Origin of the sequence: Marinobacter sediminicola, from assembly GCF_031157525.1 — a bacterium.
GTDB lineage: Bacteria > Pseudomonadota > Gammaproteobacteria > Pseudomonadales > Oleiphilaceae > Marinobacter > Marinobacter sediminicola.
In genome coordinates this window covers 252,580-278,505 of sequence record NZ_JAVIXR010000002.1, presented here as the reverse complement: position 1 = coordinate 278,505, position 25,926 = coordinate 252,580, and the positions used below count along the sequence as shown (strand labels likewise).

General features: G+C 54.5%; 25 protein-coding genes. 16 read left to right on the top strand and 9 right to left on the bottom strand.

All coding sequences use genetic code 11. The features are described 5' to 3' along the window. Window positions 1-164: 164 nt before the first annotated feature. Window positions 165-1,484, bottom strand: a complete 1,320-nt coding sequence (trhP, locus tag RG807_RS03990) for a prephenate-dependent tRNA uridine(34) hydroxylase TrhP (RefSeq protein ID WP_309043728.1) — start codon at window positions 1,482-1,484, stop codon at window positions 165-167. A gap of 157 nt (window positions 1,485-1,641) precedes the next feature. On the opposite strand from trhP, the gene RG807_RS03985 reads away from it, so the two are divergent. Further along, window positions 1,642-1,998, top strand: a complete 357-nt coding sequence (locus RG807_RS03985) for a helix-turn-helix transcriptional regulator (protein WP_309043727.1) — start codon at window positions 1,642-1,644, stop codon at window positions 1,996-1,998. A 17-nt stretch (window positions 1,999-2,015) separates the two neighbouring features. Here the strand turns inward: RG807_RS03985 and fabB are convergent, their stop codons facing one another. The 3 genes from fabB to RG807_RS03970 all read right to left on the bottom strand — a co-directional run bounded on the left by fabB (window position 2,016) and on the right by RG807_RS03970 (window position 5,141). Then, window positions 2,016-3,227 (bottom strand): beta-ketoacyl-ACP synthase I, encoded by a 1,212-nt coding sequence (gene fabB, locus RG807_RS03980; protein WP_309043726.1) that lies wholly within the window; start codon window positions 3,225-3,227, stop codon window positions 2,016-2,018. 11 nt (window positions 3,228-3,238) lie between these two features. Beyond that, a complete protein-coding gene (gene fabA / locus RG807_RS03975; RefSeq protein WP_309043725.1) occupies window positions 3,239-3,748 on the bottom strand; it encodes a bifunctional 3-hydroxydecanoyl-ACP dehydratase/trans-2-decenoyl-ACP isomerase in 510 nt (169 codons plus the stop codon). A gap of 208 nt (window positions 3,749-3,956) precedes the next feature. Then, entirely contained in the window at window positions 3,957-5,141 is a 1,185-nt protein-coding gene (locus RG807_RS03970) for an NnrS family protein (protein WP_309043724.1), read from the bottom strand. Window positions 5,142-5,267: 126 nt separating this feature from the next. Between RG807_RS03970 and RG807_RS03965 the strand changes: the two genes are divergently transcribed. Then, entirely contained in the window at window positions 5,268-5,645 is a 378-nt protein-coding gene (locus tag RG807_RS03965; RefSeq protein ID WP_309043723.1) for a SirB2 family protein, read from the top strand. On the opposite strand, the gene RG807_RS03960 is transcribed toward RG807_RS03965, so the two are convergent. Together RG807_RS03960 and RG807_RS03955 are read right to left on the bottom strand one after the other, a co-directional pair. Next, window positions 5,601-6,455: an ion transporter gene (locus RG807_RS03960; RefSeq protein ID WP_309043722.1), complete on the bottom strand. Its 855-nt coding sequence runs from the start codon at window positions 6,453-6,455 to the stop codon at window positions 5,601-5,603. The genes RG807_RS03965 and RG807_RS03960 overlap by 45 nt on opposite strands. 104 nt (window positions 6,456-6,559) lie before the next feature. Beyond that, a complete protein-coding gene (locus RG807_RS03955; RefSeq protein ID WP_309043721.1) occupies window positions 6,560-7,912 on the bottom strand; it encodes an MFS transporter in 1,353 nt (450 codons plus the stop codon). Window positions 7,913-8,203: 291 nt separating this feature from the next. Between RG807_RS03955 and RG807_RS03950 the strand changes: the two genes are divergently transcribed. Together RG807_RS03950 and RG807_RS03945 are read left to right on the top strand one after the other, a co-directional pair. Continuing rightward, window positions 8,204-8,665, top strand: coding sequence for a universal stress protein (locus RG807_RS03950; protein WP_309043720.1), 462 nt, complete (start codon window positions 8,204-8,206; stop codon window positions 8,663-8,665). Between the two features lie 39 nt (window positions 8,666-8,704). After that, window positions 8,705-10,210 (top strand): MFS transporter, encoded by a 1,506-nt coding sequence (locus RG807_RS03945; RefSeq protein WP_309043719.1) that lies wholly within the window; start codon window positions 8,705-8,707, stop codon window positions 10,208-10,210. A gap of 70 nt (window positions 10,211-10,280) precedes the next feature. Here RG807_RS03945 and RG807_RS03940 read toward each other — a convergent pair whose 3' ends face one another. Beyond that, on the bottom strand, window positions 10,281-11,546 hold the full coding sequence (locus RG807_RS03940; protein WP_309043718.1) for a RidA family protein: 1,266 nt from the start codon (window positions 11,544-11,546) through the stop codon (window positions 10,281-10,283). Between the two features lie 243 nt (window positions 11,547-11,789). Between RG807_RS03940 and RG807_RS03935 the strand changes: the two genes are divergently transcribed. From RG807_RS03935 to RG807_RS03900, 8 genes are all read left to right on the top strand, one after another. Further along, entirely contained in the window at window positions 11,790-12,698 is a 909-nt protein-coding gene (locus tag RG807_RS03935; RefSeq protein WP_309043717.1) for an urease accessory protein UreD, read from the top strand. A 105-nt stretch (window positions 12,699-12,803) separates the two neighbouring features. Beyond that, window positions 12,804-13,106, top strand: a complete 303-nt coding sequence (gene ureA, locus RG807_RS03930; protein ID WP_100638258.1) for an urease subunit gamma — start codon at window positions 12,804-12,806, stop codon at window positions 13,104-13,106. A gap of 11 nt (window positions 13,107-13,117) precedes the next feature. Continuing rightward, window positions 13,118-13,453: an urease subunit beta gene (locus RG807_RS03925; RefSeq protein ID WP_200202876.1), complete on the top strand. Its 336-nt coding sequence runs from the start codon at window positions 13,118-13,120 to the stop codon at window positions 13,451-13,453. Continuing rightward, complete coding sequence (gene ureC / locus RG807_RS03920; protein ID WP_309043716.1) at window positions 13,450-15,153, top strand: urease subunit alpha; 1,704 nt, start codon at window positions 13,450-13,452, stop codon at window positions 15,151-15,153. Before RG807_RS03925 ends, ureC begins: the two co-directional genes overlap by 4 nt. Before the next feature lie 20 nt (window positions 15,154-15,173). Continuing rightward, window positions 15,174-15,704 (top strand): urease accessory protein UreE, encoded by a 531-nt coding sequence (ureE, locus tag RG807_RS03915; RefSeq protein WP_309043715.1) that lies wholly within the window; start codon window positions 15,174-15,176, stop codon window positions 15,702-15,704. After that, window positions 15,694-16,389 carry an urease accessory protein UreF gene (locus tag RG807_RS03910; protein WP_309043903.1) on the top strand — a complete coding sequence of 232 codons (696 nt, stop codon included), beginning with the start codon at window positions 15,694-15,696 and terminating at the stop codon, window positions 16,387-16,389. Before ureE ends, RG807_RS03910 begins: the two co-directional genes overlap by 11 nt. A 31-nt stretch (window positions 16,390-16,420) precedes the next feature. After that, window positions 16,421-17,059 carry an urease accessory protein UreG gene (ureG, locus tag RG807_RS03905; RefSeq protein WP_309043714.1) on the top strand — a complete coding sequence of 213 codons (639 nt, stop codon included), beginning with the start codon at window positions 16,421-16,423 and terminating at the stop codon, window positions 17,057-17,059. 47 nt (window positions 17,060-17,106) lie between these two features. Beyond that, a complete protein-coding gene (locus RG807_RS03900) occupies window positions 17,107-17,691 on the top strand; it encodes a HupE/UreJ family protein (RefSeq protein ID WP_309043713.1) in 585 nt (194 codons plus the stop codon). Window positions 17,692-17,785: 94 nt separating this feature from the next. On the opposite strand, the gene RG807_RS03895 is transcribed toward RG807_RS03900, so the two are convergent. Together RG807_RS03895 and RG807_RS03890 are read right to left on the bottom strand one after the other, a co-directional pair. Beyond that, window positions 17,786-19,378, bottom strand: coding sequence for an MFS transporter (locus tag RG807_RS03895; protein WP_309043712.1), 1,593 nt, complete (start codon window positions 19,376-19,378; stop codon window positions 17,786-17,788). A 257-nt stretch (window positions 19,379-19,635) separates the two neighbouring features. After that, a complete protein-coding gene (locus RG807_RS03890) occupies window positions 19,636-20,772 on the bottom strand; it encodes an NnrS family protein (RefSeq protein WP_309043711.1) in 1,137 nt (378 codons plus the stop codon). Window positions 20,773-20,914: 142 nt separating this feature from the next. Here RG807_RS03890 and RG807_RS03885 point away from each other — a divergent pair, with 142 nt between their 5' ends. From RG807_RS03885 to RG807_RS03870, 4 genes are all read left to right on the top strand, one after another. Further along, complete coding sequence (locus RG807_RS03885; RefSeq protein ID WP_309043710.1) at window positions 20,915-21,478, top strand: Yip1 family protein; 564 nt, start codon at window positions 20,915-20,917, stop codon at window positions 21,476-21,478. A 158-nt stretch (window positions 21,479-21,636) separates the two neighbouring features. Continuing rightward, window positions 21,637-23,226 (top strand): MoxR family ATPase, encoded by a 1,590-nt coding sequence (locus RG807_RS03880; protein WP_309043709.1) that lies wholly within the window; start codon window positions 21,637-21,639, stop codon window positions 23,224-23,226. Between the two features lies 1 nt (window position 23,227). Further along, window positions 23,228-24,160 (top strand): hypothetical protein, encoded by a 933-nt coding sequence (locus RG807_RS03875; RefSeq protein WP_309043708.1) that lies wholly within the window; start codon window positions 23,228-23,230, stop codon window positions 24,158-24,160. Beyond that, window positions 24,157-25,926 carry a hypothetical protein gene (locus tag RG807_RS03870; protein ID WP_309043707.1) on the top strand — a complete coding sequence of 590 codons (1,770 nt, stop codon included), beginning with the start codon at window positions 24,157-24,159 and terminating at the stop codon, window positions 25,924-25,926. The genes RG807_RS03875 and RG807_RS03870 overlap by 4 nt, the downstream gene beginning before the upstream one ends.

Sequence of the window (25,926 nt, the reverse complement as noted above, 5' to 3'; positions counted from 1 at the left end):
TCTGTTGCTTCTGGTTCGTAATTGTACAATACCAGACTAAATTAGTCAGGTATTAAATTGGGGGGAATGGCAAGTATATCGTAATACACCCGCCAGACGCTAAATCTGACGGGTTTGGAGCGGTTTTGATAGGCGTATATACGGAGTCGATCGCTCCGTGAACGTTAGGCTTCGGGTGGCAAAATGCGGGTGAGGTAACTGTGTTTCAGTGCTTCAGGTGTGTGCGGTGGGCGAGGGATGCGAACTATGTGGCCGCTGCCCGGTGCGCAATCCATAGCGATGCCGTTGCGGTTCTCCATAACCGGTATTGAAAACTGCAGATTGCCAGAAGGTGTAATCAGTTCCATTTGGTCGCCTGGGGAGAATTTGTTTTTCACATCGATGGTGAGCCATTGCCCGTCATCATCGGTGATGGTGCCCACAACTTGTTGTGTGCCCAGATAGGAGGAGCCACGCTCGTAGGTCTGGTATTCCTGTGGCATGTGCCTGCGTAGAAAACCTTCTGTGTAGCCCCGGTTGGATAGCGCTTCCAGATCGTTCATCAGCGCCATATCAAAAGGCTTGCCTTGTGTCGCCTGATCTATGGCGCTGCGGTATACCTGAGTGGTGCGGGCAACATAATAGGTGCTTTTGGTGCGGCCCTCGATTTTCAGGGAATGCACGCCCATGGCCGCCAGCTCCGCCACGTGCTGCACCGCTCGCAGATCCCGTGAGTTCATGATGTAGGTGCCGTGCTCATCCTCATAGGCGGGAATAAAGCTACCGGGGCGGTTAGGTTCTTCCAGAAGAATTTCTTTCGGCTCGAAACTTTGAATATCGCTTGCGGCCGATGTGGCAATCAGGTCGCCGGTCTGGTCCTGGGTGTGGGTAACTTCCTTGTAGTTCCAGCGGCAGGCATTGGTGCATGCGCCCTGGTTGGCGTCTCTATGATTCATATAGCCCGAGAGCAGGCAGCGCCCGGAGTAGGCCATGCACAGAGCACCGTGAACGAAGACTTCCAGTTCCATATCCGGAACCCGCTCGCGTATGTCACGAATTTCACCCAGCCCCAGTTCCCGTGAAAGAATCACCCGGCTGATGCCCTGGCGGCGCCAGAACTCCACAGTTGCCCAATTAACGGCATTGGCCTGCACCGAGAGGTGGATGGGCTGATCCGGCCATTTTTCCCGCACCAGCATGATCAGGCCGGGGTCGGACATAATCAGCGCATCCGGCTTGTACTCCAGCACCGGTTCCAGATCCCGCAGGTAGGAGCGCACCTTGTCGTTGTGGGGCGCAATGTTCGACACCAAATAAAACTGTTTGCCCAGTTCATGGGCGCGCTGGATACCGGAGCCCAGAGCGGCAGTATCTTTGAAGCTGTTGTTGCGCACCCGCAGGGAATAGCGGGGCTGGCCGGCGTAAACGGCATCTGCCCCATAGGCGAATGCGGTCTCCAGGTGTTCAGGGGTGCCGGCGGGTGCCAGCAATTCCGGGATATTCATGTGGGCTCCGGGTAAATCAGTGGTGGGCTATTTTGCCGCAAGCTAATGTGCTTTCCCTTGATCCCGCTCAAACGTCTTATTGATTATTTTCAGCTAACATGTGTACGCTGTAAGTTGTGATGAGAGTTGAATAGATATGAATCTGGAGGATAAAAAGATGGCGTCAGGCCCCCTGAGCCAGGATGCAGTGCGGGTTTCGCTGGGTAACAGAGTAAGTTCGCTTATCAGCAGTCAGCTTGCCCGAGGCAAGGTGGGCGTTGAGGTGGTGGCGTCTCAGTTGCACATGAGTCGGTACACGCTCCACAAGAAATTGAAGCGGGAAGGTTTGACATTTGCCCGAATACTGGAGGATGTGCGCCGTAAGCAGGCGCTAACTTACATGCAGGATAAAACCAAGCCGCTGGTGGAAATTGCCGAGCAGCTTGGGTTTTCAGAATTGAGTGCGTTCAGCCGGGCATTCAAGCGCTGGATGGGCACGTCCCCGGCTGAATATCGCTCTATCAGGTTGTCCTGAACTTTAATTGCGAGACATCAGAACTTTTTAAATACCAATGTTGCGTTGGTGCCGCCAAAGCCAAAACTGTTGCTCATAACGAGATCCAGGTTCTGGTTGTCCAGGCGCTTACGCACGATTGGATAGCCTTCGGCGCCTTCGTCGAGGTTCTCGATGTTAGCTGAGGGCGCGATAAAGCCGTCCCGCTGCATGATTAAGCAGTAGATGGCTTCATGAACGCCTGCCGCACCAAGAGCGTGGCCGCAAAGCGGCTTGGTGGAGCTTAGCGGTGGGATTTTGTCACCAAAGGTCGCTTTCAGCGCCTTCAGTTCAGTTACGTCACCAGCAGGTGTACTGGTGCCGTGGGTGTTGATATAGCTGATTTCGCCATCCAGGTTTTTCATGGCCTGGTGCATACAGCGAATAGCACCTTCACCGCTTGGGGCAACCATGTCGGCGCCGTCTGATGTGGCGCCAAAACCAACCAGTTCTGCAATGATGTTCGCGCCTCGCGCCTCTGCATGCTCCAGAGCCTCGATCACCAGGGTACCGCCGCCGCCGGAGATAACAAAGCCATCACGGTCTGCATCATAGGTGCGGGATGCTTTCTCAGGCGTATCGTTGTATTTGGTTGAGAGTGCGCCCATGGCGTCAAACATCAGGCTCAGGGTCCAGTGGATATCTTCGCCGCCGCCGGCAAGCATTACATCCTGACGCCCCAAAGCAATCTGGTCTGCAGCATGGCCGATGGCGTGTGCGCTGGTGGCACAGGCTGAGGTAATGCCGTAGTTGATGCCTGTAATACCGAATGCCGTTGCAATGGTCGCGTTGATTGAGCTGCCCATTGTGCGGGGTACGCGGTAAGGCCCAACGCGACGAATGCCTTTGGCGCGGTGGGTGTCGATTGCATCGAGAAGCTCAACGGTTGACGCGCCGCCGGTGCCAAATACGGCGCCGGTGCTGTTAGCCGTGAGGTGCTCATTGGTTAGTCCAGCCTGCTCAATAGCTTCACAGGCTGCGAGATAGGTGTAGGCCGCAGCCGGGCACATGAAGCGCAAAAGCTTGCGGTCAATCAGTTCGGGCAGGTTCAGATCAATCTGACCACAAACGTGGCTGCGCAAACCATTGTCACGAGCTTCTTCACTGAAGCCGATTCCAGGAATGGACTCCTTCAGGGAGCGTGTGACTTCTTTTTGATTGGTGCCTAGGCTGGAGACAATCCCCATGCCGGTGATAACAACACGACGCATCTTGTTAACTCCTAGAAATCATCGGTGGAAGTGAACACGCCAACCCGCAGGTCTTTGGCGGTGTATATTTCTTTGCCATCCACTTCCATGCGTCCGTCGGCAATAGCCATTGTAAGCTTACGCCGGATTACGCGTTTGAGGTCGAGGTAGTAGGTTACCTTTTTGTTGGTCGGGAGAACCTGGCCGGTGAACTTCACCTCTCCAGCGCCCAGCGCACGGCCCTTGCCTTCACTGCCGCCCCAGGCCAGATAAAATCCCACCAGTTGCCACAGAGCATCAAGGCCCAGGCAGCCAGGCATAACGGGATCATCTACGAAGTGGACTTTAAAGAACCAGAGGTCGGGATTGATATCCAGTTCAGCTACCAGGCTACCTTTCCCGTAGATGCCGTCATCTGTTCCTATGTGGGTGACGCGGTCAACCATTAGCATCTCGTCTATGGGCAGCCGCGTGGCGCCCGGGAAAAGTTTGCCATGACCACACTTAATCAGGTCTTCCTTGTCAAAATGATCCGGGTTCATAGTGCCATCGTCTCTGTTACAGAATGATTTATTGTTACTTTAGCTGTTATTTCGAGAGTCGCTATTGACCATTAGTGGATGATTAACGCTTAAGCGGTGCAGTTGCAAGTTCGGTTTGTTCTCCGGGGCGGGTTGTAGCGCAAAAAAAACAGGCTCCTGCGAGCCTGTTCATTCTTCAAACCCCTTGGGAAACCTCATCCCCAGGGTATCAGCCTGCGCGGCCATCGGGTCTCGGGCTTGCCAGTATTTTCGTGTAACGCACCAGGAACATGCCGAAGGCGAATATCCAGAGCAGGCTACTGCTGCCAATTCCAGGGTGCCAGGGAACTATGTCGAAGGCCGTTAGTACGCGAATCGTTGCCGCCAACTGGATCGCAATGAATGCGGTAACCATACCTTTGGGCAGTACCAGGGGGCGGCCGGTATGGCCAAGTGTTACCCGGGCGATAACGCCCAGAATGAGACAGCTGATGGCGCCAGTACCTGCAGCATGGCTCCAGGCGTTAGACGGCCAGCCTGCGAAAATGGTGCCAGCCAGAAGGTATAGGGAAACCGGGATCCAGAGAATAGAGAGGTGAAGAACCCATAGGAGGGGTTCTTTGCGAGCCAGCCAGCCCTTCCAGTTAGCGAGGCGCACCAACACAAGAGTGCCGGCAACGACCGCCAGCATGCCTGTGATGGCTTGCCAACCGGTGACCAGTGAGGCCATAAGCAGAATCATGGAAAACAGTGACGCCATATCCAGCGCCGGGATATTCTTTACCGCATCAGCAGTCAGCCCGCGCTGGCGCAACCAGCCAGTGGTGAATGCAGGCGTTATGCGCCCACCCACAATGCTGATCAGTGCCATGGCTGCAATCAGTGCTCCGTGGCTGTATGTCATGTCCAGGCGAGTCACAAAACCAATCTGCATGAGCCACAGCAAGCCGAGAACTACCAACAGCATGAGCTGACGCTTTTGTTTCGCATGCCAAACTCGCCATCCTGCATCCAGCATTACCAGAGGGAGGAATGCCAGGTTGACGCCTTGTACTAGCCACTCTGGCAGATCTGCACCCAGGGCTAGCAGCAGTCGCCCTGCCAGCCATACTCCCCAAAGCAGAAACAGCCGAATGCCATGAGTGCGCTCAGTCTGGGTCCAAACACAGACTGCAGTCAGTAAAAAACCTGCAATCGCAGCGGTCAGAAAGCCAAACAGCATCTCATGCTGGTGCCAGAACAGCCCCGGCATGGCTAATGGCATATTGATAGTGCCTGTTACCTGCAGCACCCAGAGCGGTATGGCGAGAAGTGCCAGTACTGTCATGGACAGGAAGAAAATACGAAACGGATAGCCGAAAAGCTGACTGAAGCTGGCGGACCCAGCGTTAGGGGGTGTTGAAGTAGCCTGCATGTTGGTTCCTGTCGATACATATATGTGAGTTATATGTTAAACGGCTGGGCGCAGAATTAACATACCCGGTTGGTGGTATCTATGCGTACAATGTCTCTATCGTTTTGATTCACAATGGAATGGTTTATGAACTCATACATGATACTGAAGCACCTTCACATGACGACAGCCTACCTCACCGTAGTCCTGTTCACACTGAGATTGCTGCTGGATGCCGTGGGCCGCCCCGGCTGGCGCGCAACCCCGCTGCGCTGGATACCCCACGCCAACGACACAGTGTTGCTGGTCGCAGCCATCAGCCTGCTATTTGTGGGTAGCTGGAACCCGCTTGAGCAGGGCTGGATTCTGGCAAAAATTACACTGTTGCTAGGCTACATCGCCGCCGGATTATTCGCCCTGAAAGTTACCGTGTCACGCCCGGTTCGTGTTGTGGCGGCTGTTCTGGCTTTAGTCCAGGTGTCAGCTATCTTCCATCTTGCCATGGCCAAGCCTGTTCTGTTCTGATTTGGAGAGGCTGACCAGTTCTGCCAGCTGGCTCTGCACGTCTCGCAACTGGCGCGTAATCTCATCGCGCTCATCGTGAGCTTGCTGAGCCTGCTTGGCATTTTGCTCCTCGCTCATCACCTCCAGAATCGCCCCGATCATCATGTTCAGGAACACGAAAGCTGTTAGGAAAATGAACGTTAGATAGAAAATCCAGCTAAGCGGGTAGTGTTCCATCGTTGCATACATAACATCTGTCCAATCCTCGAACGTGGCCACACGGAACAGCGTGAGCATGGAGATGGCAACATCTCCCCAGAGATCGTCATCCACTTTGGCGAAGAACATCGAGCCCATGGCGGCATAGATGTAAAAAATAATGAACATCAACAACGCGATGTACCCCATCCGTGGGATGGCTTTGAGCAGGGAGTTGATCAGGAATCGCAGCTCCGGCACCACAGAGACCAGACGCAATACCCGGAAGACCCGCAATAATCTGCCAAGTAAAACCGCCTCCGAGTTATCCAGAGGAATCAGGCTGCCAATCACGACCAGCGTGTCGAACACGTTCCAGCCATCCATGAAGAAGCGACGCTTGACGGGGCTGGCGGCGAAGCGGAAAAGAATCTCGATCAGGAAAAACAGTGTAATAGCGGCATCCATAATACCCAGTGACTGCTCTACCAGGGGTGGTAAGTCATAGGTTTTCGCGCCAATGGTCAGGGCGGACAGGATGATTATGGCAATCACTACGCCCTGAAAGAGCGTGCTGGATTCAATACGGTGCAGCTGGTTGAAGCCTGCCGTAGGAGAAAGTTCCAGGGACATGGGGGTTACTGCTCCAGGTGAAATCGAGTGTGCGGATTCTAAAGGCATGGCCAGCGCTGGAACAGTACTGTTACAGAGATTTCAAGAAACTCGCACCAAACAACTTACTGCGGTGGTGATTCTGTGCTGCCGCCCCGGTGCGGCTTGCGATTCAGGGGGTAGAACAGCTGAGGTGATGCGAGCTCCGGCAGGTCGGTTTGCTCCTGGTTGGCAGCCCACTCAACGCGCTCTGCAGAGCGGATGGCGTAATGCATCCAGGCCAGCGCCGCAGCGGCAATGATGAACATCAGCATAAAGCAGCTCTGCCAAATGCCGGTAACGTCGTTCAAAACTCCGAAAGTGAGCGGCAGGATGAATCCTCCCAGTCCACCGATCATGCCTACTACACCACCAACAGCACCCACGTGCATGGGGTAGTAAACAGGGATGTGTTTGTAAACCGCCGCTTTGCCCAGCGACATGAAAAAACCCAGGGTGAAAATCAGAACGATAAACACCGGGAGGCTCATTTCAAAAGTGAAACGAATGTCTCGATCAATTCCGTGTACCACGTAATCTGTAGGGGGATAGCTCAGCAAAAAGGTACAAATAACCGATGCAATAAACGTCCAGTACATCACCCGGCGCGCCCCGAAGCGATCTGACATCCAGCCGCCCAGAATGCGGAACAGGGAAGCAGGGATAGTGTACAGGGCCGCAATCATGCCTGCGGTTGTTATATCAAGGCCGTAAACGCCTATCAGGTAATGGGGCAACCAAAGAGCCAGTGCCACAAAAGCCCCGAATACGAAGAAGTAATAAAGCGCGAAACGCCATACGCGCAGATCCCTCAGGGGCTCCATTTGCTCCATAAACGAGCGTTGCTGCTCGTCTTTTTTTCGGCCAGCTGAGATAGGGTCTTCCTTTGCCAGAAGCATGAAGACGATGCCCATAACCGCTAGCACAGAAGCGTAAATCTGCGCCGTTGTTTCCCAGCCGAAGGCCACCAACAAAAAAGGTGCACCAAAGTTGGTGACTGCGGAGCCCACGTTGCCTGCACCGAAGATACCTAACGCTGTGCCTTGCCGGGCGGGTTCAAACCACGCAGCTGTGTAGGCCACACCCACAATGAACGCGCCACCGGCAAGGCCAACGCCAAGAGCGCCAACCAACAACATCAGGTATGTAGTGGCAAAGGTGAGCAAGTAAACGCAGGTAGCCGTGGTCAGCATGAGTATGCCTAACACCCAGCGACCGCCGTATCGATCCGTCCAGATTCCCAGGAATAGCCGGCTGATTGAGCCGGTCAGGATAGGGGTGGCCATAAGCAAGCCAAGCTGTGTGTCAGACAGGCCCAAGTCTTCCGCTATGCGGATGCCAATGATGGAAAAAATGGTCCAAACGGCGAAGCACAGGGTGAAGGCCAGAGTGGAAAGGCCAAGTGCGCGATGTTGTTGTGGTCTGGTTGGCGAGTTCATTGCTGCGGCCCTATCTGTCTGCACATACCGGCTTTTTCAAAGCCTCTGTAACCATATCAAAAGTGGGTTTTTCCGTGGGAAAGCATTGGGGGTACCTCCAGCAGGGTGGGCGGGTGGTAGGTGCTGGCAGGGATTTCCTGGGAGGGGGTAGGGCTTCGATTGCTCTGGAGGGGTACTCGCCGCTGAATTTGACTTAAATCAAATATACGCCGCTGAGGAATGTGGGCTAATGCTGAGCAATATCAATTGGCGGAGTGCCCGTGTGGGGTGTGGCCGCCTTCGGAGACTGCTATGAAAATCATGATTGCCTACGACGGCTCCAGGAACGCAAAGCTGGCGCTGGTTCAGACGATTACGATGTTTCGCGAGCTGAAACCTCAGATCACCCTGGTGGCTGTGGCGGAAAACCCCAGAGACATCACTGCCAGTAATGAAGATATGTTTCAGGAAGAGTTGACGGATCTCAAGCGGCACCTTCTTGAGGCGCAGGAAGTTTGCGAGAAAGAGGGCGTCACCTCGGAAACGCTACTTCTGGAAGGCGATGCCCGGAAAATGTTGCTGTATGCCGCAGAGAGCAAAGTTAAGCCCGGCATGATGGTTATTGCCCGCCACAGTGAAGAGGTTGATGGCGGGTTGATTGCTCGTTCATTGACCTACTTTGTGGATGAACTGGATTACATGACATTCGGCAAAGTCAGCTCGTTTCTGGCGCGCCGGGTGCAGTGCCCCCTACTTATCCTGCCCAGCCGCTAACAGCCACTGGCACTGAACTGTAAGCCCCCGGAGGGTGAAATGAGAGTTGCAGACGTATTCCGCTTCAAAAATCCGGAGATCAAGGCACTGCACCTGACCTGGATAGCGTTTTTTATCACATTTTATGTGTGGTTCAACATGGCGCCGCTGGCGTCCAGTATGCTCAAAAGCGTCGACTGGTTGACGGCTGATGATCTACGCCTGTTCGCCATCTGTAACGTGGCGTTGACGATCCCCGCACGAATCATTGTGGGCATGGCCCTTGACCGCTTTGGCCCGCGCCGGGTGTTCTCCATACTGATGGTCCTGATGTCGATTCCGGCACTCACCTTCGCCTTTGGCGACACCATGACCCAGCTGCTGGTCAGCCGCTTGGTTCTAAGCTCCATCGGTGCCAGCTTTGTGGTGGGTATCCACATGACTGCCATGTGGTTCAAGCCTCGCGACATTGGCTTTGCCGAGGGCTTCTACGCAGGCTGGGGTAACTTCGGTTCCGCAGCAGCGGCGTTGACTCTGCCTACCATCGCGCTGCAAATGTATGGCGGCGATGACGGCTGGCGCTGGGCCATTGCCCAGAGTGCGATTGTGATGGCGCTCTACGGTGTTTACTACTGGTTCGCCGTAACAGACGGCCCGGTGGGAACCGTGCACCGCAAGCCCCGCAAAGCCAGCGCGCTGGAGGTTAGTACCTGGGGCGACATGGTAAAACTGATTCTGTGGACCATCCCCTTGATCGGCGTTCTTGCTATCCTGGTATGGCGCATCCAGAACATGGGCTACCTGAGTGTGACCGGTGCGGTGGTCGCCTATGCAGTCATCGTTGCGATTGTGCTCTACCAGATTGTGCAAATCCTGCGGGTGAACTTGCCTATCCTGAAAAAGGGTGTGCCAGAAGACGACAAATACCCGTTCAACAGTGTTGCTGCGCTGAACAGTACCTACTTTGCCAACTTTGGCGCTGAGCTTGCGGTGGTCTCCATGCTGCCAATGTTCTTCGAAGAAACCTGGAGCCTGAGTGCGGCAGCCGCCGGTATGGTTGCAGCCTCCTTTGCCTTCGTTAACCTGGTGGCACGCCCCATGGGTGGCATGGTTTCCGACCGCATGGGTAACCGCCGCTTCGTGATGCTCAGCTATATGTTCGGTATTTGTGTGGGTTTTGCGCTGATGGGCTTGCTCAATTCGAGCTGGCCACTGATTATCGCCGTAGGCATTACTGTCTTCACCTCCTTCTTCGTGCAGGGTGCTGAAGGTGCAACCTTCGGTATTATCCCGTCGATCAAACGCCGCCTGACCGGGCAAATATCAGGCATGGCCGGTGCTTATGGCAACGTGGGGGCGGTGGTCTACCTGACTATCTTCACCTTCGTTACCCCTAGCCAGTTCTTCTTTATCATTGCTGGCGGAGCCTTCATAAGCTGGGTGCTTTGCCTGATGTGGTTGAAAGAGCCTGAGTCTGGCTTTGCGGAAGAGTATGAAGTGTCTTCTGTCGATCTGCAGATTGAGGAAGAGGAGCGCCAGCGCCAGGTAGCACTTGGCAGGGCGTGATGCCAATATCAATATCCTGAAGTAACAAGGCCCGCCGGAAGTGATTTCGGCGGGCTTTGTTTTGTGAACGTCACAGACTGGGTGGTGTACCTTCTCCGTTCGAAAGAACGGCATCGATTTGAACCAAAGCACCCTCAGGAATAGCTGAAACGCCAATGGTTGTTCTGGCAGGAGGATCACTTTCGAAGAATGTTGTGTAAACCTCGTTTATAGAGTCGATGTCTGCAATATTTTTTACCTGGATCGTTACCCTAACGATATCGTCCATCACGTGATCAGTGCTTTCTATAATTGCCTTTATATTTTGCAAACATTGCCCGGCTTGTTCTTTTGCGCCTCCTGCGATCATGCCACCGGTGCCCGGGTCTAGAGGTAGTTGGCCAGATAAGTGATTGTAATGGGAAAATGCGACTGTCTGTGTAGACAGAGAACTCCGGGGTGCCCGTTCCGTATTGTGTGCTCTTATGACGATTCCGTGCCTGTCTTCGACGGCCTGCGGGGGCGTGCCGTCTCCATGCGATACAACCGCATCAATCTGCACTAACGCATCCAACGGCAATCCTGATGCTGAAATTATTGTCCGTGCCGGTACATAGGCAGCGGCTCTTGCTATAGCTGAGTCAGGGAAAAACGTTGTGTAAACTTCATTCACTGCATCAACATCCGTTATGTTTCTAAGGAATATGTTGATTTTGACAATGTCGTCAAAAGGAACGTCGATACTTTCTAAAATTGCTTTGAGGTTTTCTAAGCATTGCGCGGTTTGAGCTTTTACACCGCCTGTAACCAACTCGCCAGATTCGGGATCAATCGGTAATTGGGCCGAAATGTTGTTGTAGTGAGAGAATGCGACGGTTTGTGTTGAGGAAGAGCTTTGAGGCGCGGCTTTCGTGTTTTTTGCCGCTTTCAAGAGGTCGCATGGCTGTTGTGGGGGAGTGCCTTCGCCGTTCGAAATGATGGCGTCTACTTGCAACAATGCGTTTTCCGCAGGCAAAGCTGAAACCGCGACGGTTGTTCGCGTAGGGAGATAGTTCTGGAAGAATGATTTGTACACTGCCTCTACAGCGTCAATATCGGAGATGTTTGTCAGGAATATATTGATTTTGACGACATCGTCCATAACATGATTGATGCTTTCTATAATTGCTTTTATGTTCTCAAGGCACTGCTTTGTTTGATTTTTGATCCCACCCGTAACCACTGCACCCGTTTCGGGGTCTATTGGTAGTTGAGCTGAAATATTATTGTAGTGAGAAAATGCCACTGATTGCGTCGATGACAGGTTTTTGGGTGCATTTTCCGTATTTCTTGAAACTTTAACGATGTTGTCGCTCATATCGATAGCGCCCCAATGTCATGGCATTTTATGTGGGCTCGAGTCTTGCCACCCCCCGAAATTAATCTTAGACGACGCATTGATCTCTTGCCTGCCATAGAACTTTTTTTGTGTTGTGCCTCCCTCTGATAGCGCACATGGGCGATTGCACTGCTATCTTAATTTGAAAGCCTTGCCATATGGCAAAGTGGTCGATTACCCAGAAGCGTCCACTCCAGGCCACTAATTAAGGTGTTTGACAGAATGACTGTTCTATTTTCTGCACCCGGAAAGAATCAGGTGATTTCGGACTCCGGGCACCGTTTCGATGCGACTCGCCACTGGGCAGCCTCTTTAACTCTGGGCTTCCGCGCCTATGTGGAGGGCGATGCCAGTATCACCCGCATGAGCACCGCTCGCCATTATGGCCCCCTACGAGTGCAGCGGCCGTTCTATCCAGAAGGCCGCGACGGCTGCTGCCACGTGTATTTGCTGCACCCGCCTGGCGGCGTTGTCAGTGGCGATGCGCTCAATATCGATGTCACTGTTGGTGCAAACTCGCACACTCTGTTAACTACACCCGCTGCCAACAAACTTTACAGAGCTGACAGTAACGGCGTTGCCTGGACACAGCACACTCATCTCAAGGTTGCCGATGGCGCTACGCTGGAATGGTTGCCCCAGGAAACCCTGGCATTTGACGGCTCCCGCGGCGAACAAACCCTGCATGTTGATCTAGACGGCAGCGCCAAGTGCCTTGGCTGGGAAATTCTCGGCCTCGGCCGGCCCGCCAGCGACCTGCCATTCGTAAATGGCCGCCTTGAGCAACGCTTTCAGCTCACCCGTAATGGCCGCCCTTTGTGGTTGGAGCGTCAATGTATAGACCCTCATCACCCGCGCTATACCGGAAGATGGGGGCAGGGCGGTGCCACTGTGCATGCCACACTCTGGGCCGTAGGGTTGAGTGAACCGGCTGAAGCCATCTCAATGCTCAGGGAGCAACTACCATCGGGCAGTCATTGGGCTGTTACTTTCCGGCGGAGTGTATTGCTGCTGCGGTACCTGGGTACTGAGCGTAACCAAGCCTGGGAATTGTTTCAGCAGGCACGAAGTATTCTTCGACCACGACTGACGGGGCATCAAGCCATTGTGCCGCGCATCTGGCTAACCTGATTTATACATTACGCCGAGGCAGTCGCTTGGGTGCTGAACAGCGCTTTTGCCCGTCAAATGGCAAGAGCTTTAGAAAAAGCGATTTGGATAACAACGGAGTTAACAATGGAATTAGCACCAAGAGATAAAGACAAACTGCTGTTGTTCACCGCTGGCCTGCTCGCTGAACGCCGTAAGGAAAAAGGCCTCAAACTAAATTACCCGGAATCGGTCGCGCTGATCAGTTGCGCCATTATGGAAGGTGCCCGCGAAGGTCGCACTGTGGCAGATATGATGAGTGCCGGCCGCGAAATACTGACCCGTGATGATGTAATGGAAGGCGTTGCCGAGATGGTTCAGTCCGTCCAGGTAGAAGCAACCTTTCCCGACGGCACCAAGCTGGTCACCGTCCATAACCCCATTGTCTGAGGAGGCGCACCATGATTCCTGGTGAATATCAGTTGAAGAGCGAAGACATTGAGCTGTGCGTAGGGCGGGAAAGCATTTCTATGAGCGTCGCCAACACCGGCGACCGCCCAATACAGGTCGGCTCCCATTATCACTTTGCGGAAACCAACCCGGCTCTGCGCCTGGATCGCAAAAAAGCATACGGCTACCGCCTGGCTATCGCTGCGGGTACCGCTATTCGCTTTGAGCCCGGCCAGACTCGCGAAGTGACGTTGATTCCCTACGTGGGTTTGCGTCGCATCTATGGCTTTCGCGGTGAAGTGATGGGCCCGTTGGATAAGAACCCGAACGAGGGAGCAAAATCATGAAGATTTCCCGGCAAGCTTATTCAGACATGTACGGCCCTACCACCGGCGACCGTATTCGCCTGGGTGATACGGAGTTGTGGATCGAGATTGAAAAAGATCACACCCATTACGGCGAAGAGGTGATGTTCGGTGGCGGCAAGGTTATTCGTGATGGTATGGGGCAAAGCCAGCGCTGTGATGATGCGGTGATGGATACCGTGATCACCAACGCTATTGTTATTGATTGGTGGGGCATAGTTAAAGCCGATGTGGGGCTGAAAAACGGGCGCATTGCCGCTATTGGTAAGGCTGGAAATCCGGATACCCAGCCCGATATTGACATAGTTATTGGTGCCGGCACTGAAATCATCGCCGGAGAAGGCCAGATTCTTACCGCGGGCGCTGTTGATACCCACGTTCACTATATTTGCCCGCAGCAGGCTGATGAGGCCTTGATGAGCGGTCTCACCACCATGATCGGCGGTGGTACCGGGCCAGCAACGGGTTCCGTTGCGACCACCCACACCCCTGGCCCCTGGCACCTGGGTAAAATGATGCAGGCGGTGGATGACCTGCCTATCAATATAGGTTTTCTCGGAAAAGGCAGCGCCAGTACGCCAGAGGCGCTGGAGCAGCAGGTGAAAGCCGGAGCCATGAGCCTGAAAATCCACGAGGATTGGGGTGCTGCGCCGGCCTCGATCAGCAACGCACTGGATGTGGCTGATCGTTACGACATACAGGTCGCCATCCACGCCGATAGCCTGAACGAATCGGGGTTTGTGGAAGATACTTTGGCTGCATTCAAAGACCGCTGTATCCATACCTATCACTCCGAGGGAGCTGGGGGTGGTCACGCGCCGGACATTATCGTGGCCTGTAGCCTGCCCAACGTGCTGCCATCGTCCACCAACCCTACCCGCCCATACACCATCAACACAGTTGATGAACATCTCGATATGTTGATGGAGTGCCACAACCTGGATCCAAATATTCCGGAAGACGTGGCCTTTGCGGATTCCCGTATTCGTCGTGAAACCATCGCCGCCGAAGACATCCTCCACGACATCGGCGTGATCTCCATGATCTCGTCAGACTCCCAAGCTATGGGTCGTATTGGTGAGGTGGTTTGCCGCACCTGGCAAACCGCCCACAAAATGCGGGTTCAACGAGGCTTGCTGCCGGAGGATCAAGAACGCGGCACCGATAATTTCCGGGTGAAGCGTTACATCGCCAAATACACGATTAACCCAGCCATTACCCACGGCGTTGGCCATGAGGTTGGCTCTGTGGAGGTAGGTAAGCTGGCGGATCTGGTGTTATGGAAGCCGGCCTTCTTCGGCGTTAAGCCATCGATCATCCTCAAGGGCGGCATGATTGCCGGCGCAGCTATGGGTGATCCAAACGCTGCTATCTCCACACCACAACCCGTGCATTACCGGCGCATGTTTGGAGCGTTGGGCAGGGCTGCAGCAGCAACCCGAATGACCTTTGTAAGCCAGGCGGCAATGAACACTGGGTTGGAAGAAAAACTGGGTCTGAAGAGCCCATTGGTGGCTGTTAAAAACGTCCGCCAGATGCGCAAGAGCGATATGAAATTGAATAGCGCCTGCCCAAAACTGACGGTAGATCCGCAAACTTATGAAGTTCATGCAGACGGCGAGCTACTGACCTGTGAACCCCTCACAGAAGTGCCACTGGCTCAGCGCTACCACCTGTTTTAACCGTTTGTAAGGACATCAAAATGCTTGAGTTAACACAAAGGCTGGATGGCAGTTCTGAAGGAGAGATCTACGACACTCTGACCTTGCCATACGAATTGCGCATCCGGGGACGGTTACGGGCCAAGACCGATAAGGGGCGCGACGTCGGGCTGTTCCTTGATCGTGGCCCTGTGCTGCGTCACGGCGATCTGTTGCGCTCCAGTGGAGGTGAGACAGTTCGTGTTTGCGCTGCTGATGAGTCGGTCACGACCGCCTATATTGAAAATGGATTGCCCTTGGCGCGCCTGTGTTATCACCTTGGCAATCGCCATGTAACGCTCGCGCTGGGTGTTGAGGCAGACGGGCGCCATTGGGTCAGGTTTCCGCCAGACCACGTGCTGGAAGAGCTGGCGCAGCTATTAGGGGCAAGCCTGGAGCATCATCTGGCTCCCTTTGATCCAGAGTCCGGTGCATATGCCCATGCGGGGCGGGAGCACTCACATGGGCATACCCACAGCCACGACCATTCCCATGGGCATAGCCATGATGAAGAGCATAACCATGCACACTGACAACCAGCCCACCGTGCCGAGCGACCTGGCGTTGCTTGGATTGATGCAGCTGGTCAGCCCGGCTTTACCGATAGGAGCTTTTGCTTGGTCGCAAGGCCTGGAAAGTGCTTTTGAGATGGGCTGGGTTCGAAACGAAGAGGAATTGGGGGAGTGGTTGGAAGGCGTGCTTGAAGATGGCTTGAGCCGGTGCGAGTTGCCGGTGCTATGCAGGCTACACAACTGTTGGGCCAAGGGTGATAGCCGCGGCCTTGCATACTGGAACGATTGGTTGCATGCCAGCCGGGAAACCGCCGAATTGAGTGACGAAGGAACGCGGTTAGGGCTGGCATTGCTTCGCCTGCTGACCAGTTTGAAGCTTGAGCCGCAGGCTGACCAGCTGCCGGAAGAGCCGGATTACGTGACGGTGTTTGCTTGGACGGCTTTCCAGCGAGGAGTGCCAGTGCGCCATAGCATGCTCGGCTTTGTGTGGGGGTGGCTTGAGAATCAGCTCGCCGTTGCGTGTAAGGCCTTGCCTTTAGGGCATACCGCTGCTCAACGCCTGAACGAACAGCTACGCCCGAAACTGGTGGCTGCGGTTGAAAACGCATTGTCGCTACCTGACGAACAAATGGGCCCCATTCTGCCGGGGTTGGCTCTTGGCAGTGCCCAGCATGAAACCCAATATTCAAGACTATTCCGAAGCTGACTGCTTCGAGTACACAGAGGGACAAGCAACAATGAAACATTGTTTACGAGTAGGCGTTGGTGGACCGGTAGGTTCCGGGAAAACGGCCCTGTTGCGGCAGTTATGCAGTGCTTTGAAAGATCATTACGACATAGCGGTGGTTACCAACGACATTTACACCCGTGAAGATGCTGACTTCCTGCTGAAACACGAGGCCCTGCCTGCAGATCGCATTTTAGGAGTGGAAACAGGGGGCTGCCCGCACACGGCTATCCGTGAGGATGCGTCCATGAACCTGGCAGCCATTGATGATCTCCAGGCGCGTCATCCAAACCTCGAGCTTGTGTTGGTGGAATCTGGTGGCGACAACCTCGCAGCTACGTTCAGCCCAGAGCTGTCGGATTTGACCCTGTACGTTATCGATGTTGCGGCTGGCGACAAAATCCCCCGTAAAGGCGGCCCCGGCATCACCAAGTCGGACTTGCTGATCATCAACAAGATCGACATCGCTGAATACGTGCACGCATCGCTGGATGTGATGGAGCGGGATTCCAAAAAAATGCGTGGCGATCGCCCCTTCGTTTTCACCAATCTGTATGACGGTGTTGGCCTGGAAGAGATTATCAGCTTCATTCTGAAGCAGGGCATGCTGCCCGAACGTCGACCTGAAAAGCTCACCGATACCGCCTGAGTGCGCACAAGCCTGACAACAAACGCAGAGAATAGACGGAGAGTACTATGACTAGAATAACCAAGTTTCTGATGACCGTTGGTTTGATGTTGACCGCTACCCTCGCTGTGGCGCACCCGGGTGAGGCTGGCCACACCCATAGCGGTTTTCTCAGTGGATTGTTGCACCCGATATTGGGCATAGACCATTTGCTGGCCATGGCCGCCATTGGTTTCTGGAGCGTTCGGCAGAACCAGATCATGAAAAAGGCAACGCCGTTATTCGTGGTGGGAGGCATGGTGCTGGGCGCAGCTATCGCCTGGGGTGGTGTTAGCCTCGCGGGTGTGGAAACCGGCATTGCCATGTCGGTGCTACTGGCCGGTGTGCTGATTGCCACCATGGCAAAACTGCCAACTGTTGTCGGTGGCGCGTTGGTTGCACTGTTCATGGTCACCCATGGTTATGCGCACGGCACTGAAATGGCTGCAGGTGCAAGCTTGATGGCATACATGGCCGGCTTCGTTGTGGCTACTCTGGCGATTACCTTTGTGGGGCGTGGCCTGGGAGCTTTGATGTTGAAGGCCGATAACCGTGTTACCCGTGCGTTGGGTGGAGTGGTTGCGGTTGTAGGCGGTGTGTTGGCCGCAGGCTGATGCCTTTGGATAGATAAAGCGTTTTAATCACACTAAAAAGCCCGCCGGGGATATCCTCGGCGGGCTTTTATTTGTCTACGGTTTACTGAGCGTTTTAAGGGTTCTTGATGTATGCGCCCTTGCGCAGATAGAACCACCAGTTAACGATCAGACAAAGCGCATAGAACACTGCGAACCCGTACATAGCCACTTCTGGAGTGCCTGCCTGGATCTGCTGCCCTAGCAGCTTGGGCGCAATGAAGGCACCGTAGGCGGCGATGGCACTGGTCCAGCCAAGCACTGGGCCCTTCTGCTGCTGGTCAAAAATATACCCGATGCTGCGGAAGGTAGAACCATTGCCGATGCCGCTGGCGGCAAACATCACAATGAACAGGATCAGGAACAGCGCGAAGTAGCTGTTGGGATCAGTGGAGTTGTAGGCCAGCATCATCACATAGCCGGTGGCCACCGACGCCACAACCATTACCACAGAAATGATCTGGGTAACGATGGAGCCGCCCATCTTGTCAGAAATCCAGCCACCCACCGGGCGAATCAAGGCGCCTACGAAGGGCCCCATCCAGGCCCAGGTCAGTGCGCTGGGGGCATCCGGGTTCACAACACGGGTAACGGTGCCGTCGGCAGCGACTTCCATCATGTTGCCGAAGATAACGCCAATGGACAGGGGCAGTGCTGCCGAGAAACCAATGAAGGATCCAAAGGTAAGGATGTAAAGCACGGTCATGGACCAGGTGTGCTTGTTGCTGAAAATAGCAAACTGGTTCTTGATGTTGGGCTTGATGTCACCAGGAATCAGGCGCAGAAGAACAACAGTCAACACAATGGTTAATGGCAGGGCCAGCCACATGTTCATAATGCTCAGAGCCCAGACGCCTACAACAGATGTCAGAATCCCCACGCCATAAAGCCCCAGGATCTTGCCGAAAGCTGAAGCCGGATTGCCCGGGTTGGGGGTGACAACTTTCAGGTTGTTCATGCCGAACCAGCCAGCAAAGGCCAAGGGGATCAGGAAAACCAACCAGATAAAACCAGCGTTCTGGATCCAGGTATCTGTGCCGGCTTCAATCCGGCCAATCAGCGTACCACTTGGGCTTTGCAGCTCCATGGGGCCGCCCGCCAAAAAGCCGAACATGCCAACGGTCATCACCAGCGGAATCAGGATCTGCATGGTAGTAACGCCGAAGTTGCCCAGGCCGGCATTCATGCCCAGACCATAGCCTTGCTTGCTCTTGGGGTAGAAGGAGCTGATGTTGCTCATGGAGCAGGCGAAGTTACCGCCACCAATACCGGATAACAGCGCCAGTGCCTGGAAGACGATGAACGGTGTGTCCGGGTTCATCAACGCAAAGCCGGTGCCTGCCGCAGGGATCATCAGCAGGGCTGTGGTCAGAAAGATGGTGTTACGGCCGCCGGCAATTTTGATCATGAACGACGCCGGTATCCGCAAGGTGGCACCAGACAATCCAGCAATCGCCGAGAGGGAGAACAGCTGTTCAATGCTGAAATCAAACCCCAGGTTCTTCATCTGGGTGGTGATCATCCCCCACATCAGCCATACCGCAAAACCCAGGAGCAGGCTGGGAATGGATATCCACAGATTGCGGGAGGCAACTCTCTTGCCTTCTTTCTCCCAGAATTCTTCGTTTTCGACATCCCAGTGTTCGATGTCGGCGTTGGTTTTGGCCATAACAATACTCCCTTGGTTACCCTGCCCTGTGCCGCATTGGGCGCGGTTACCGGGCTTCATGGTTCCATTGTGCAAAGTGAGATGCCCGTGTATTCATGATATTAGTCAAGGAAAAGGTTTTAGCGATGAGGGTCGTGTTTTTTGTCAGGGATGTGGGGTGGGGTGGTTGTTTTAAGTGATTGATATATGGATGGATATGTTGGTGATATCACCAAGGAGGTAGGCGTTTTCGAGCATGGCGCAGGAGAGGTAGCCATTCATTTCCTGCGTTTTTTAGAGTATTTGGCAAGGTGCAGAAGCCTGACTGTTACCCAAAGATAGGCCAGCGCCCAGCAACTTGCGGATAGCCATAACAGCATAGGTGCGCCAAATGGCGAGGGGCCTGCAATGAACCGGCTGATTGTGGCGATAGCAATGAGTGCCGCAATAGAGAAAACTTCTCCCGCAGGCGGTGGCGTGCGATGGCTTCGTTGCCAAGCCAGGCGAAGCATCACGCTGGCGGACAGGGTGCCCAATGCGCCAATGGTAATCAGGTGCAAAGCAGCGGCGGGATGGGTGCCTTGAATCAGCGCCAATCCTGTAACGAAAGCCCCGATGGCAAGCCAGGAATAGCCCAGAGCCAACACCAGCAAATCAGGGCGCTCCGGGCACAGCCATAGCTTCCAGCGTAAGGTGCGAATGGCCAGTAATCCTGACGCTAATACGAACAGGCTACCTGTTATCGGGTTTGCGGCGGGAAATGCCATAAGGAAAATGGAACACCCCAGAATGAGGATTAATAAGCCCTCGATTCGCGGCTGAACCCGGGCTTCCAGCGGTATACCCTTTTTCTCCAAAGTTCCTGCAACCGCTGGCGCAATGAGGCGCCCTCCCATGAAGGTCATCAACAATAGTAGCCCGGCAATGGCGGAGTGCATGAGCGGGAGTGGGCCGGGCAACCAGGCCGCCAGGGGAGAATACAAGGCCGTAGAAAGCCAGAAAACGAGTGTAAGCAGGCAGGTCAGCAGAATCAGCGGCCCGACCATTCTATTTCGCCATTTTTTCGCGGCGTTGAAACGGGGCACCACATGCCAGGCAAGCAGCAACGCGAAGGCTGGCCCCAGAAGCTGTGCCAGAAGCGTCTCTGGTATCAGAATCCAACTCAGCCTCGCAGCTAGCCACAGCCCCAGAAGCGGGTAGAGCACCGACACCGGCTGTGGGCCAAGGGTGTAGCCGGCCACAAGGGCAAGCGCAAAGCCGAAAATCAATTCATGGCCATGCCCGGCGCCCAGCAACCCGGCCGGCCAACCTGTGCCTGACCAGACAGCCCAAACAGAGAGCGGAACTGCAATGGCGGCCAGTAGGCTTGCGGCCGGAAAAAACAGCCAGAAGGCCTGAGGTTTCTGTTTACGCATGCTGTTTGAGTTGCTCAAAGTCATCCCGGTTTATTGACGGTTAGGCAAAAGGCGCCTAAAAAGTATAAGTAAAAGTCATCATAATATTGCAAAAGCTGTCCCGTGTGGCAAATGCGCCCGCCTGAGAGCAAGGAGATTCAACATGAACGTTTCAAGCTTGCTTAAACTCCCGTTTTCCAGCAATGGGGGCTGGGATGAACTGCAGCAAAGACAGCTTTCCATACCCGTGCTCGCTTGGTGTGTTGTGGTGCCCATGTCGCTCCTGCCGCCTGTGCTGCTTTACTACGCCGGAACCCATTATGGCGATGATTTTATTGCAGGGTTCGGCGGTAAGGAGTGGCGCTTCATTACCACCATCCTCTTTCTTGCAGAATTATTGACGTTTTTTGTGATGGGTTGGCTGATTCATAGTGTGGTAGAAGGCCACAAGTTGGAGATCAGCTACAACGATGCCTATTTGTTGGCTGCGATTGCCCCCCTGCCTCTTTGGTTGTCATCACTGGCGCTATTGGTGCCGGCAATAATGCTCAGCGTGGTAGCGGTTATGGTCGCGATGGTGCTGTCCTGCACCCTTGTGTATCAAGGCCTGAGAGCCTTGTGCCACCGCAGCCCGGATGACGTGCTAACCATGTCCGTTACTTACACTGTTATGGCTGCCTCACTGCTGGCCTGGGGTATTTTGATGGCATTGGTCTGGGCGTATTAGAAGTTACCGATAAGGCTTCGCAAGTTGCAGTTTGATGTCGATGCCAATTGGTTTGATGAGGGCCGGGTTAGATCCTGAAGTAGCCAATGGCTGATTTTCTGGCATACTGTTGCCGGTTTCAGCTATGGGTTTTGGATTCAAATGGATTTTGGACTTAAATGAAAGGATTAAACCCGTTTTCTCGCATATCTGCATCGCCAACCCGCCCCTCAGCGCGCAAAGCTACCGACGCAAAGTTTGACGTTGCCGCTCTGGTGAATGGTCCGTTCGGCAGTTCTGACCAATCGGCTGAAGAGCCATCTTCGGCTCTCGATGAAAAGCTTCGCCAAGCGTACTTCTGGATCGTTAATTATGCGGTAATCAGTCCGCATTATGATGTGGAATATAACGTTTCGGCGCCACAGCCTATAGCGTTTGGTGATAGCCGGACCCCCTTGTATTTGCCAACAGATCAAAGTTATTCCAGCTTCATTCTGCTACCCGTTCTGACCTTTGCAGCGAGACGCAAGTGCCTGTTTATCGGTGGCCCGGGTCGAGGTAAGACCGCCTCTGCTTTACTGATGGGGCTCCTCGCTGGTTACAGTCCCAAAACCGTGAGACGCTCCATGCAGCATGGGCACCCGCAGATGACGGTTGCTGACTTGATCGGCAATCCAATGCCGGCAGACCTGATGAGGGCTGACCAGGAATCGGACATCCGCATCAGCTGGCGTAGCTGGCTGGACATGCGCGTCAAGATTGTCGACGAGTACAACCGCATTCCCACACGCACCCAAAGCGCACTGCTGACCGTCCTGGGGGACAATTACGCCGAGATGTTCAACCAGGTTCATGAGTGCCCGCCGGCAGCCTGGTACCTGACTGCGAATGACGATCAGGGGGGTGGCACCTATCCTGTCATAGAAGCGCTGAAAGACCGTATTGATGTCGTCGTACAGGCTTTGCCGTTCAATCCGAGGTTTCTGGACGAGTTGCTGATCCGCATTGAAGAAGGTGTGGACCCTGCCGATTGTCTGCCTGAGGCGTTGCAGTTTTCAGAAACTGAAATGGACCAGATGGAGCAGAGCATCCGGGCTGTTGTACTTCCATCCGAATTGCGTCAGCGCCTGGAGTTTTTTGCCAGTCAGTTTGAGTTTAGCGAGTATTCCGGTCAGCAGTTTGAATACAAGAGCAAGGACACTTCACGGCTTGCAGGCGTGCCGCGCCACCAGCTAGCGATGCTGGAAAATGGTCGTGACCGCCTCGCAGATCTGGGTTGCCAGACGCGCAATGGGCTGTCCGTGCGCAGCTTAATGTCTCTTGTAATCTACGCCAAAGCAATGGCTTACTTTCGTGGCAATGCCGAAGTTGAGCTGAATGACATAACCCAGATGTTGCCTTTTGTCCTGCATTCGCGTCTTTTTGCTGACGCTGACGCCCCTTTCTTCCAGCAACCCGAAAACGCTGTTCTGTTGAGTGACAAAATTGGCTGGCTGAGGCATTTGTTTCAGCTCAGTTGTCGCGAGTTTGAGCGCCAGGGCCGGCACCGTAATGATGAAGTGGCTGAGTTGAAAGCTGAATTGGACGAAGGCCTTGAGGGGCTCTCATTGAGGGCTTGCCGAAAACGCCTCGAAAAGATCGAGCGAACGTTGCAGCGAATGGCTGAAGGCAGCAAATTGTCAGGTGCTGTTCACGATGATGCGATGACACTCAAATACATACATCAGCGCTATAGCAATTATCAGCGTTGGTTAACCAGTCAGGGTTAATATGCACTCTGGCTGGCTTGCACATTATCTGGTGCGACGGGCCGAGTCGCTCAATCAAGCCTATCGACTTGCACGACAGGGCGACCCGGTTCAGTTCGCAAATACCTTCAGTTGCTTCATTCGGGATGCGCTTGATCCCTTGATGTCAGAACTCGATTGCTGGTCATCAGAGCACAAAGCTGCGCTGACGGAAACGGCGTATCATTGCGGTCTGGCTATGGTTCGTCATGGTTGGTTGACATCAGAGCATCAGGCGGTATCCATCCCTTTGTTCCGTGAGTTATTACCGGCTTGGCTTGCTCCATACCCGGAAGATGCTCCCGGAATGTTAACCCGGTTGCTAAATGCGCTGTCGCACCTCTCCGGTAGCAACCAGCGGGCCCATCTGTTGGCATATTGGAAGACCTGCCTGCCAACACCTGAGGCCGCTCCCGACACCTTGCTGGTTCTTGGCTGGATGTCGGGCCTGCCGCAATTTCGCGAAGCCGCCCTTGAGGGTATGCGGCGTCGCCCTGAGCTGACAGTGGTGCTCGGTCTGGGCGACCCGACACTATTCCAAAACCCTTGGTGGCAAGGGTCACAAGGGCAGTGGTATACCAGCCCTGTTGTGTTGGGCGCATCGGTTTGGCTCGGCGGTGAATTCAGTTCCCGACCGCAACTATTGACCGATTCGGGGCATACCTTCATCAAGGCAGGAAGCGACTGCTGGCAGTTACATGTGGATGCCTTTGGACAAGCGCTGTTACCTCAGCGTCAAGATAATTTAGAGGGTGTTCCTGCTTTGGAGTATAGGGCAACCCAGCACCGGCTAGCTCCAAACTGGCGTGAGTTCGACGAGCCCTGCCAATGCCTGGAGCGCCCATATGACTGGGTAGTCAGCTTCCACAATCGCTATGCCGTAATGGTCATCCCGAAAGCCGGAGATCTGCGATGAGTAACCAGGCGAGCCTGGCGCACTGGAAAAAGGAGTGGCAATCCGCGTTGCGTTTGTGGAGCGATCATTTGCAACTGCAAGATCCGCTCTGGTTGTTTGATTTCGGGGAGGCGAAGGAAGCGGGCCTGACGGAAAGTTTTGCGGCCATTCGCCTGACTTCGCAACGGGTCCTGGTGAATCTCCAGGAAGTCGCCGAGCGCAACCTTTCAGACTGTTCGCTGGAAATCCTGGCACACGAAATCGGTCATCATGTGTATGCGCCCGCCAACATGACCCAGCATCTGCAATTACTGGCTGTTATTCGCCAAGCTCTTCCCAGCGTCGAGCATCTGGGGCCAATGGTTGCGAATGTCTATACCGACCTGCTGATTAACAATCACCTGCAGCGCAATACCCGGTGTCGGATGGATAACGTGTATCAACGCCTGAAAGCGGTCGGGGAAAGCCAGTTCTGGGCGCTGTATATGCGTATTTACGAGCGGCTCTGGCAACTGACTCCCGGAGCACTGACGGCGGCCGATATCAGCGCGGAAATGGAAGGGGATGCCTGGCTTGGCAGCCGCATTATCAAGGTTTATAGCAAGGACTGGCTGACGGGTGCCAGTCGCTTTGCCACCCTGGTGTTGAGTTATCTTATTAACGGTGAAAAAGAGGCTCAGGACGCCTTTGCTGCGTTGAGCGATACCGCAGAAGCCGGGTTGGGTCACAGTGGTGCTGGCGTGATCCAGTTGCCCGCCATAAGTGTTATGCATCCCAGTAAGGATCCGAACCTGGCTGATTTGCCACACCCGCCGAGCCCGGGCAGTGAGTCGGAAGACACCGACAACAAACGGCGAGCGGCAGGGCAGGCTTTGCAGCCTCAGGATTATTATGAGGTGATGAGGGCCGCCGGTGTTGATCTGTCCCCGCACGATGCTGCCGTTGGTTACTACCGCGATGCCGTGCGTGCCTACATATTGCCCTTTCCGACCCAGCGACTGCGCGGCCCCAGCGAGCCGCAGCGAGAAGGTACGGAAATCTGGCAAGTTGGCGAGGATCTGGCCGAAATTGACTGGTTTGCCACCCTGCTTGCAGGGCGTGAGCCAATCCCGGGCATCACCACCCACAAAGCAGTGTATAGCCAGGAAGAGATTGAAGACTCTCCACACCAGGTTTGTGATCTGGATTTGTACGTTGATAGTTCTGGCTCCATGCCCAACCCTCAGCAATGCATCTCCTATCCCGCATTGGCGGGCGCACTGCTTTGTTTATCGGCACTGCGGGCAGGTGCCTCGGTGCAGGTCACGCTATGGAGCGGCCCCCACGACTGCCTGACCACAGATGGCTTTGTTCGTGATGAGGTCAGTGCACTACGAGTCCTGACCGGCTTCTTTGGACATGGAACCAGTTTTCCTCTGAAAATGCTGCGCACTACCTATGCCCGCCCCCGTCTGACACCAACTCAGGTCGTGGTTTTGTCAGATGATGGCATCACTTCAATTTTTGATAATGATGAAGAAGGCACGCCCGGAGCGAAAATCAGCGCTCTTACGTTAAGCCACTGCAAGGGGGCAGGGCACTGGGTGCTGGATTTGCCGTACGACTTGGATGGCCCCGAGGTACAGCAGTCTCACTGGCGCAAAAAAGCCGTCGAGCCTATTTTGTTTGGCCAGCAGCAGGGATGGCATGTGCACCGGGTGAGTGGGCTCGAACCCATGCTGCAATTCGCCCGGGCCTTCTCCACCCAGTACTATCATGCCGATGCCAACTCGCAGGATGGGGATTAG

What these genes read in the sequence shown, in the direction of transcription:
- RG807_RS03870 (WP_309043707.1), top strand. Translation starts at nt 24,157, where the DNA reads ATGAGTAACCAGGCGAGCCTGGCGCACTGGAAAAAGGAGTGGCAATCC.
- ureE (WP_309043715.1), top strand. Translation starts at nt 15,174, where the DNA reads ATGCTTGAGTTAACACAAAGGCTGGATGGCAGTTCTGAAGGAGAGATC.
- RG807_RS03960 (WP_309043722.1), bottom strand. Translation starts at nt 6,455, where the DNA reads ATGTCCCTGGAACTTTCTCCTACGGCAGGCTTCAACCAGCTGCACCGT.
- RG807_RS03940 (WP_309043718.1), bottom strand. Translation starts at nt 11,546, where the DNA reads ATGAGCGACAACATCGTTAAAGTTTCAAGAAATACGGAAAATGCACCC.
- RG807_RS03880 (WP_309043709.1), top strand. Translation starts at nt 21,637, where the DNA reads ATGAAAGGATTAAACCCGTTTTCTCGCATATCTGCATCGCCAACCCGC.
- RG807_RS03955 (WP_309043721.1), bottom strand. Translation starts at nt 7,912, where the DNA reads ATGAACTCGCCAACCAGACCACAACAACATCGCGCACTTGGCCTTTCC.
- RG807_RS03945 (WP_309043719.1), top strand. Translation starts at nt 8,705, where the DNA reads ATGAGAGTTGCAGACGTATTCCGCTTCAAAAATCCGGAGATCAAGGCA.
- RG807_RS03875 (WP_309043708.1), top strand. Translation starts at nt 23,228, where the DNA reads ATGCACTCTGGCTGGCTTGCACATTATCTGGTGCGACGGGCCGAGTCG.
- RG807_RS03910 (WP_309043903.1), top strand. Translation starts at nt 15,694, where the DNA reads ATGCACACTGACAACCAGCCCACCGTGCCGAGCGACCTGGCGTTGCTT.
- RG807_RS03950 (WP_309043720.1), top strand. Translation starts at nt 8,204, where the DNA reads ATGAAAATCATGATTGCCTACGACGGCTCCAGGAACGCAAAGCTGGCG.
- RG807_RS03970 (WP_309043724.1), bottom strand. Translation starts at nt 5,141, where the DNA reads ATGCAGGCTACTTCAACACCCCCTAACGCTGGGTCCGCCAGCTTCAGT.
- RG807_RS03965 (WP_309043723.1), top strand. Translation starts at nt 5,268, where the DNA reads ATGAACTCATACATGATACTGAAGCACCTTCACATGACGACAGCCTAC.
- RG807_RS03935 (WP_309043717.1), top strand. Translation starts at nt 11,790, where the DNA reads ATGACTGTTCTATTTTCTGCACCCGGAAAGAATCAGGTGATTTCGGAC.
- RG807_RS03985 (WP_309043727.1), top strand. Translation starts at nt 1,642, where the DNA reads ATGGCGTCAGGCCCCCTGAGCCAGGATGCAGTGCGGGTTTCGCTGGGT.
- trhP (WP_309043728.1), bottom strand. Translation starts at nt 1,484, where the DNA reads ATGAATATCCCGGAATTGCTGGCACCCGCCGGCACCCCTGAACACCTG.
- RG807_RS03895 (WP_309043712.1), bottom strand. Translation starts at nt 19,378, where the DNA reads ATGGCCAAAACCAACGCCGACATCGAACACTGGGATGTCGAAAACGAA.
- fabA (WP_309043725.1), bottom strand. Translation starts at nt 3,748, where the DNA reads ATGAACCCGGATCATTTTGACAAGGAAGACCTGATTAAGTGTGGTCAT.
- RG807_RS03925 (WP_200202876.1), top strand. Translation starts at nt 13,118, where the DNA reads ATGATTCCTGGTGAATATCAGTTGAAGAGCGAAGACATTGAGCTGTGC.
- RG807_RS03900 (WP_309043713.1), top strand. Translation starts at nt 17,107, where the DNA reads ATGACTAGAATAACCAAGTTTCTGATGACCGTTGGTTTGATGTTGACC.
- RG807_RS03890 (WP_309043711.1), bottom strand. Translation starts at nt 20,772, where the DNA reads ATGCGTAAACAGAAACCTCAGGCCTTCTGGCTGTTTTTTCCGGCCGCA.
- fabB (WP_309043726.1), bottom strand. Translation starts at nt 3,227, where the DNA reads ATGCGTCGTGTTGTTATCACCGGCATGGGGATTGTCTCCAGCCTAGGC.
- RG807_RS03885 (WP_309043710.1), top strand. Translation starts at nt 20,915, where the DNA reads ATGAACGTTTCAAGCTTGCTTAAACTCCCGTTTTCCAGCAATGGGGGC.
- ureG (WP_309043714.1), top strand. Translation starts at nt 16,421, where the DNA reads ATGAAACATTGTTTACGAGTAGGCGTTGGTGGACCGGTAGGTTCCGGG.
- ureC (WP_309043716.1), top strand. Translation starts at nt 13,450, where the DNA reads ATGAAGATTTCCCGGCAAGCTTATTCAGACATGTACGGCCCTACCACC.
- ureA (WP_100638258.1), top strand. Translation starts at nt 12,804, where the DNA reads ATGGAATTAGCACCAAGAGATAAAGACAAACTGCTGTTGTTCACCGCT.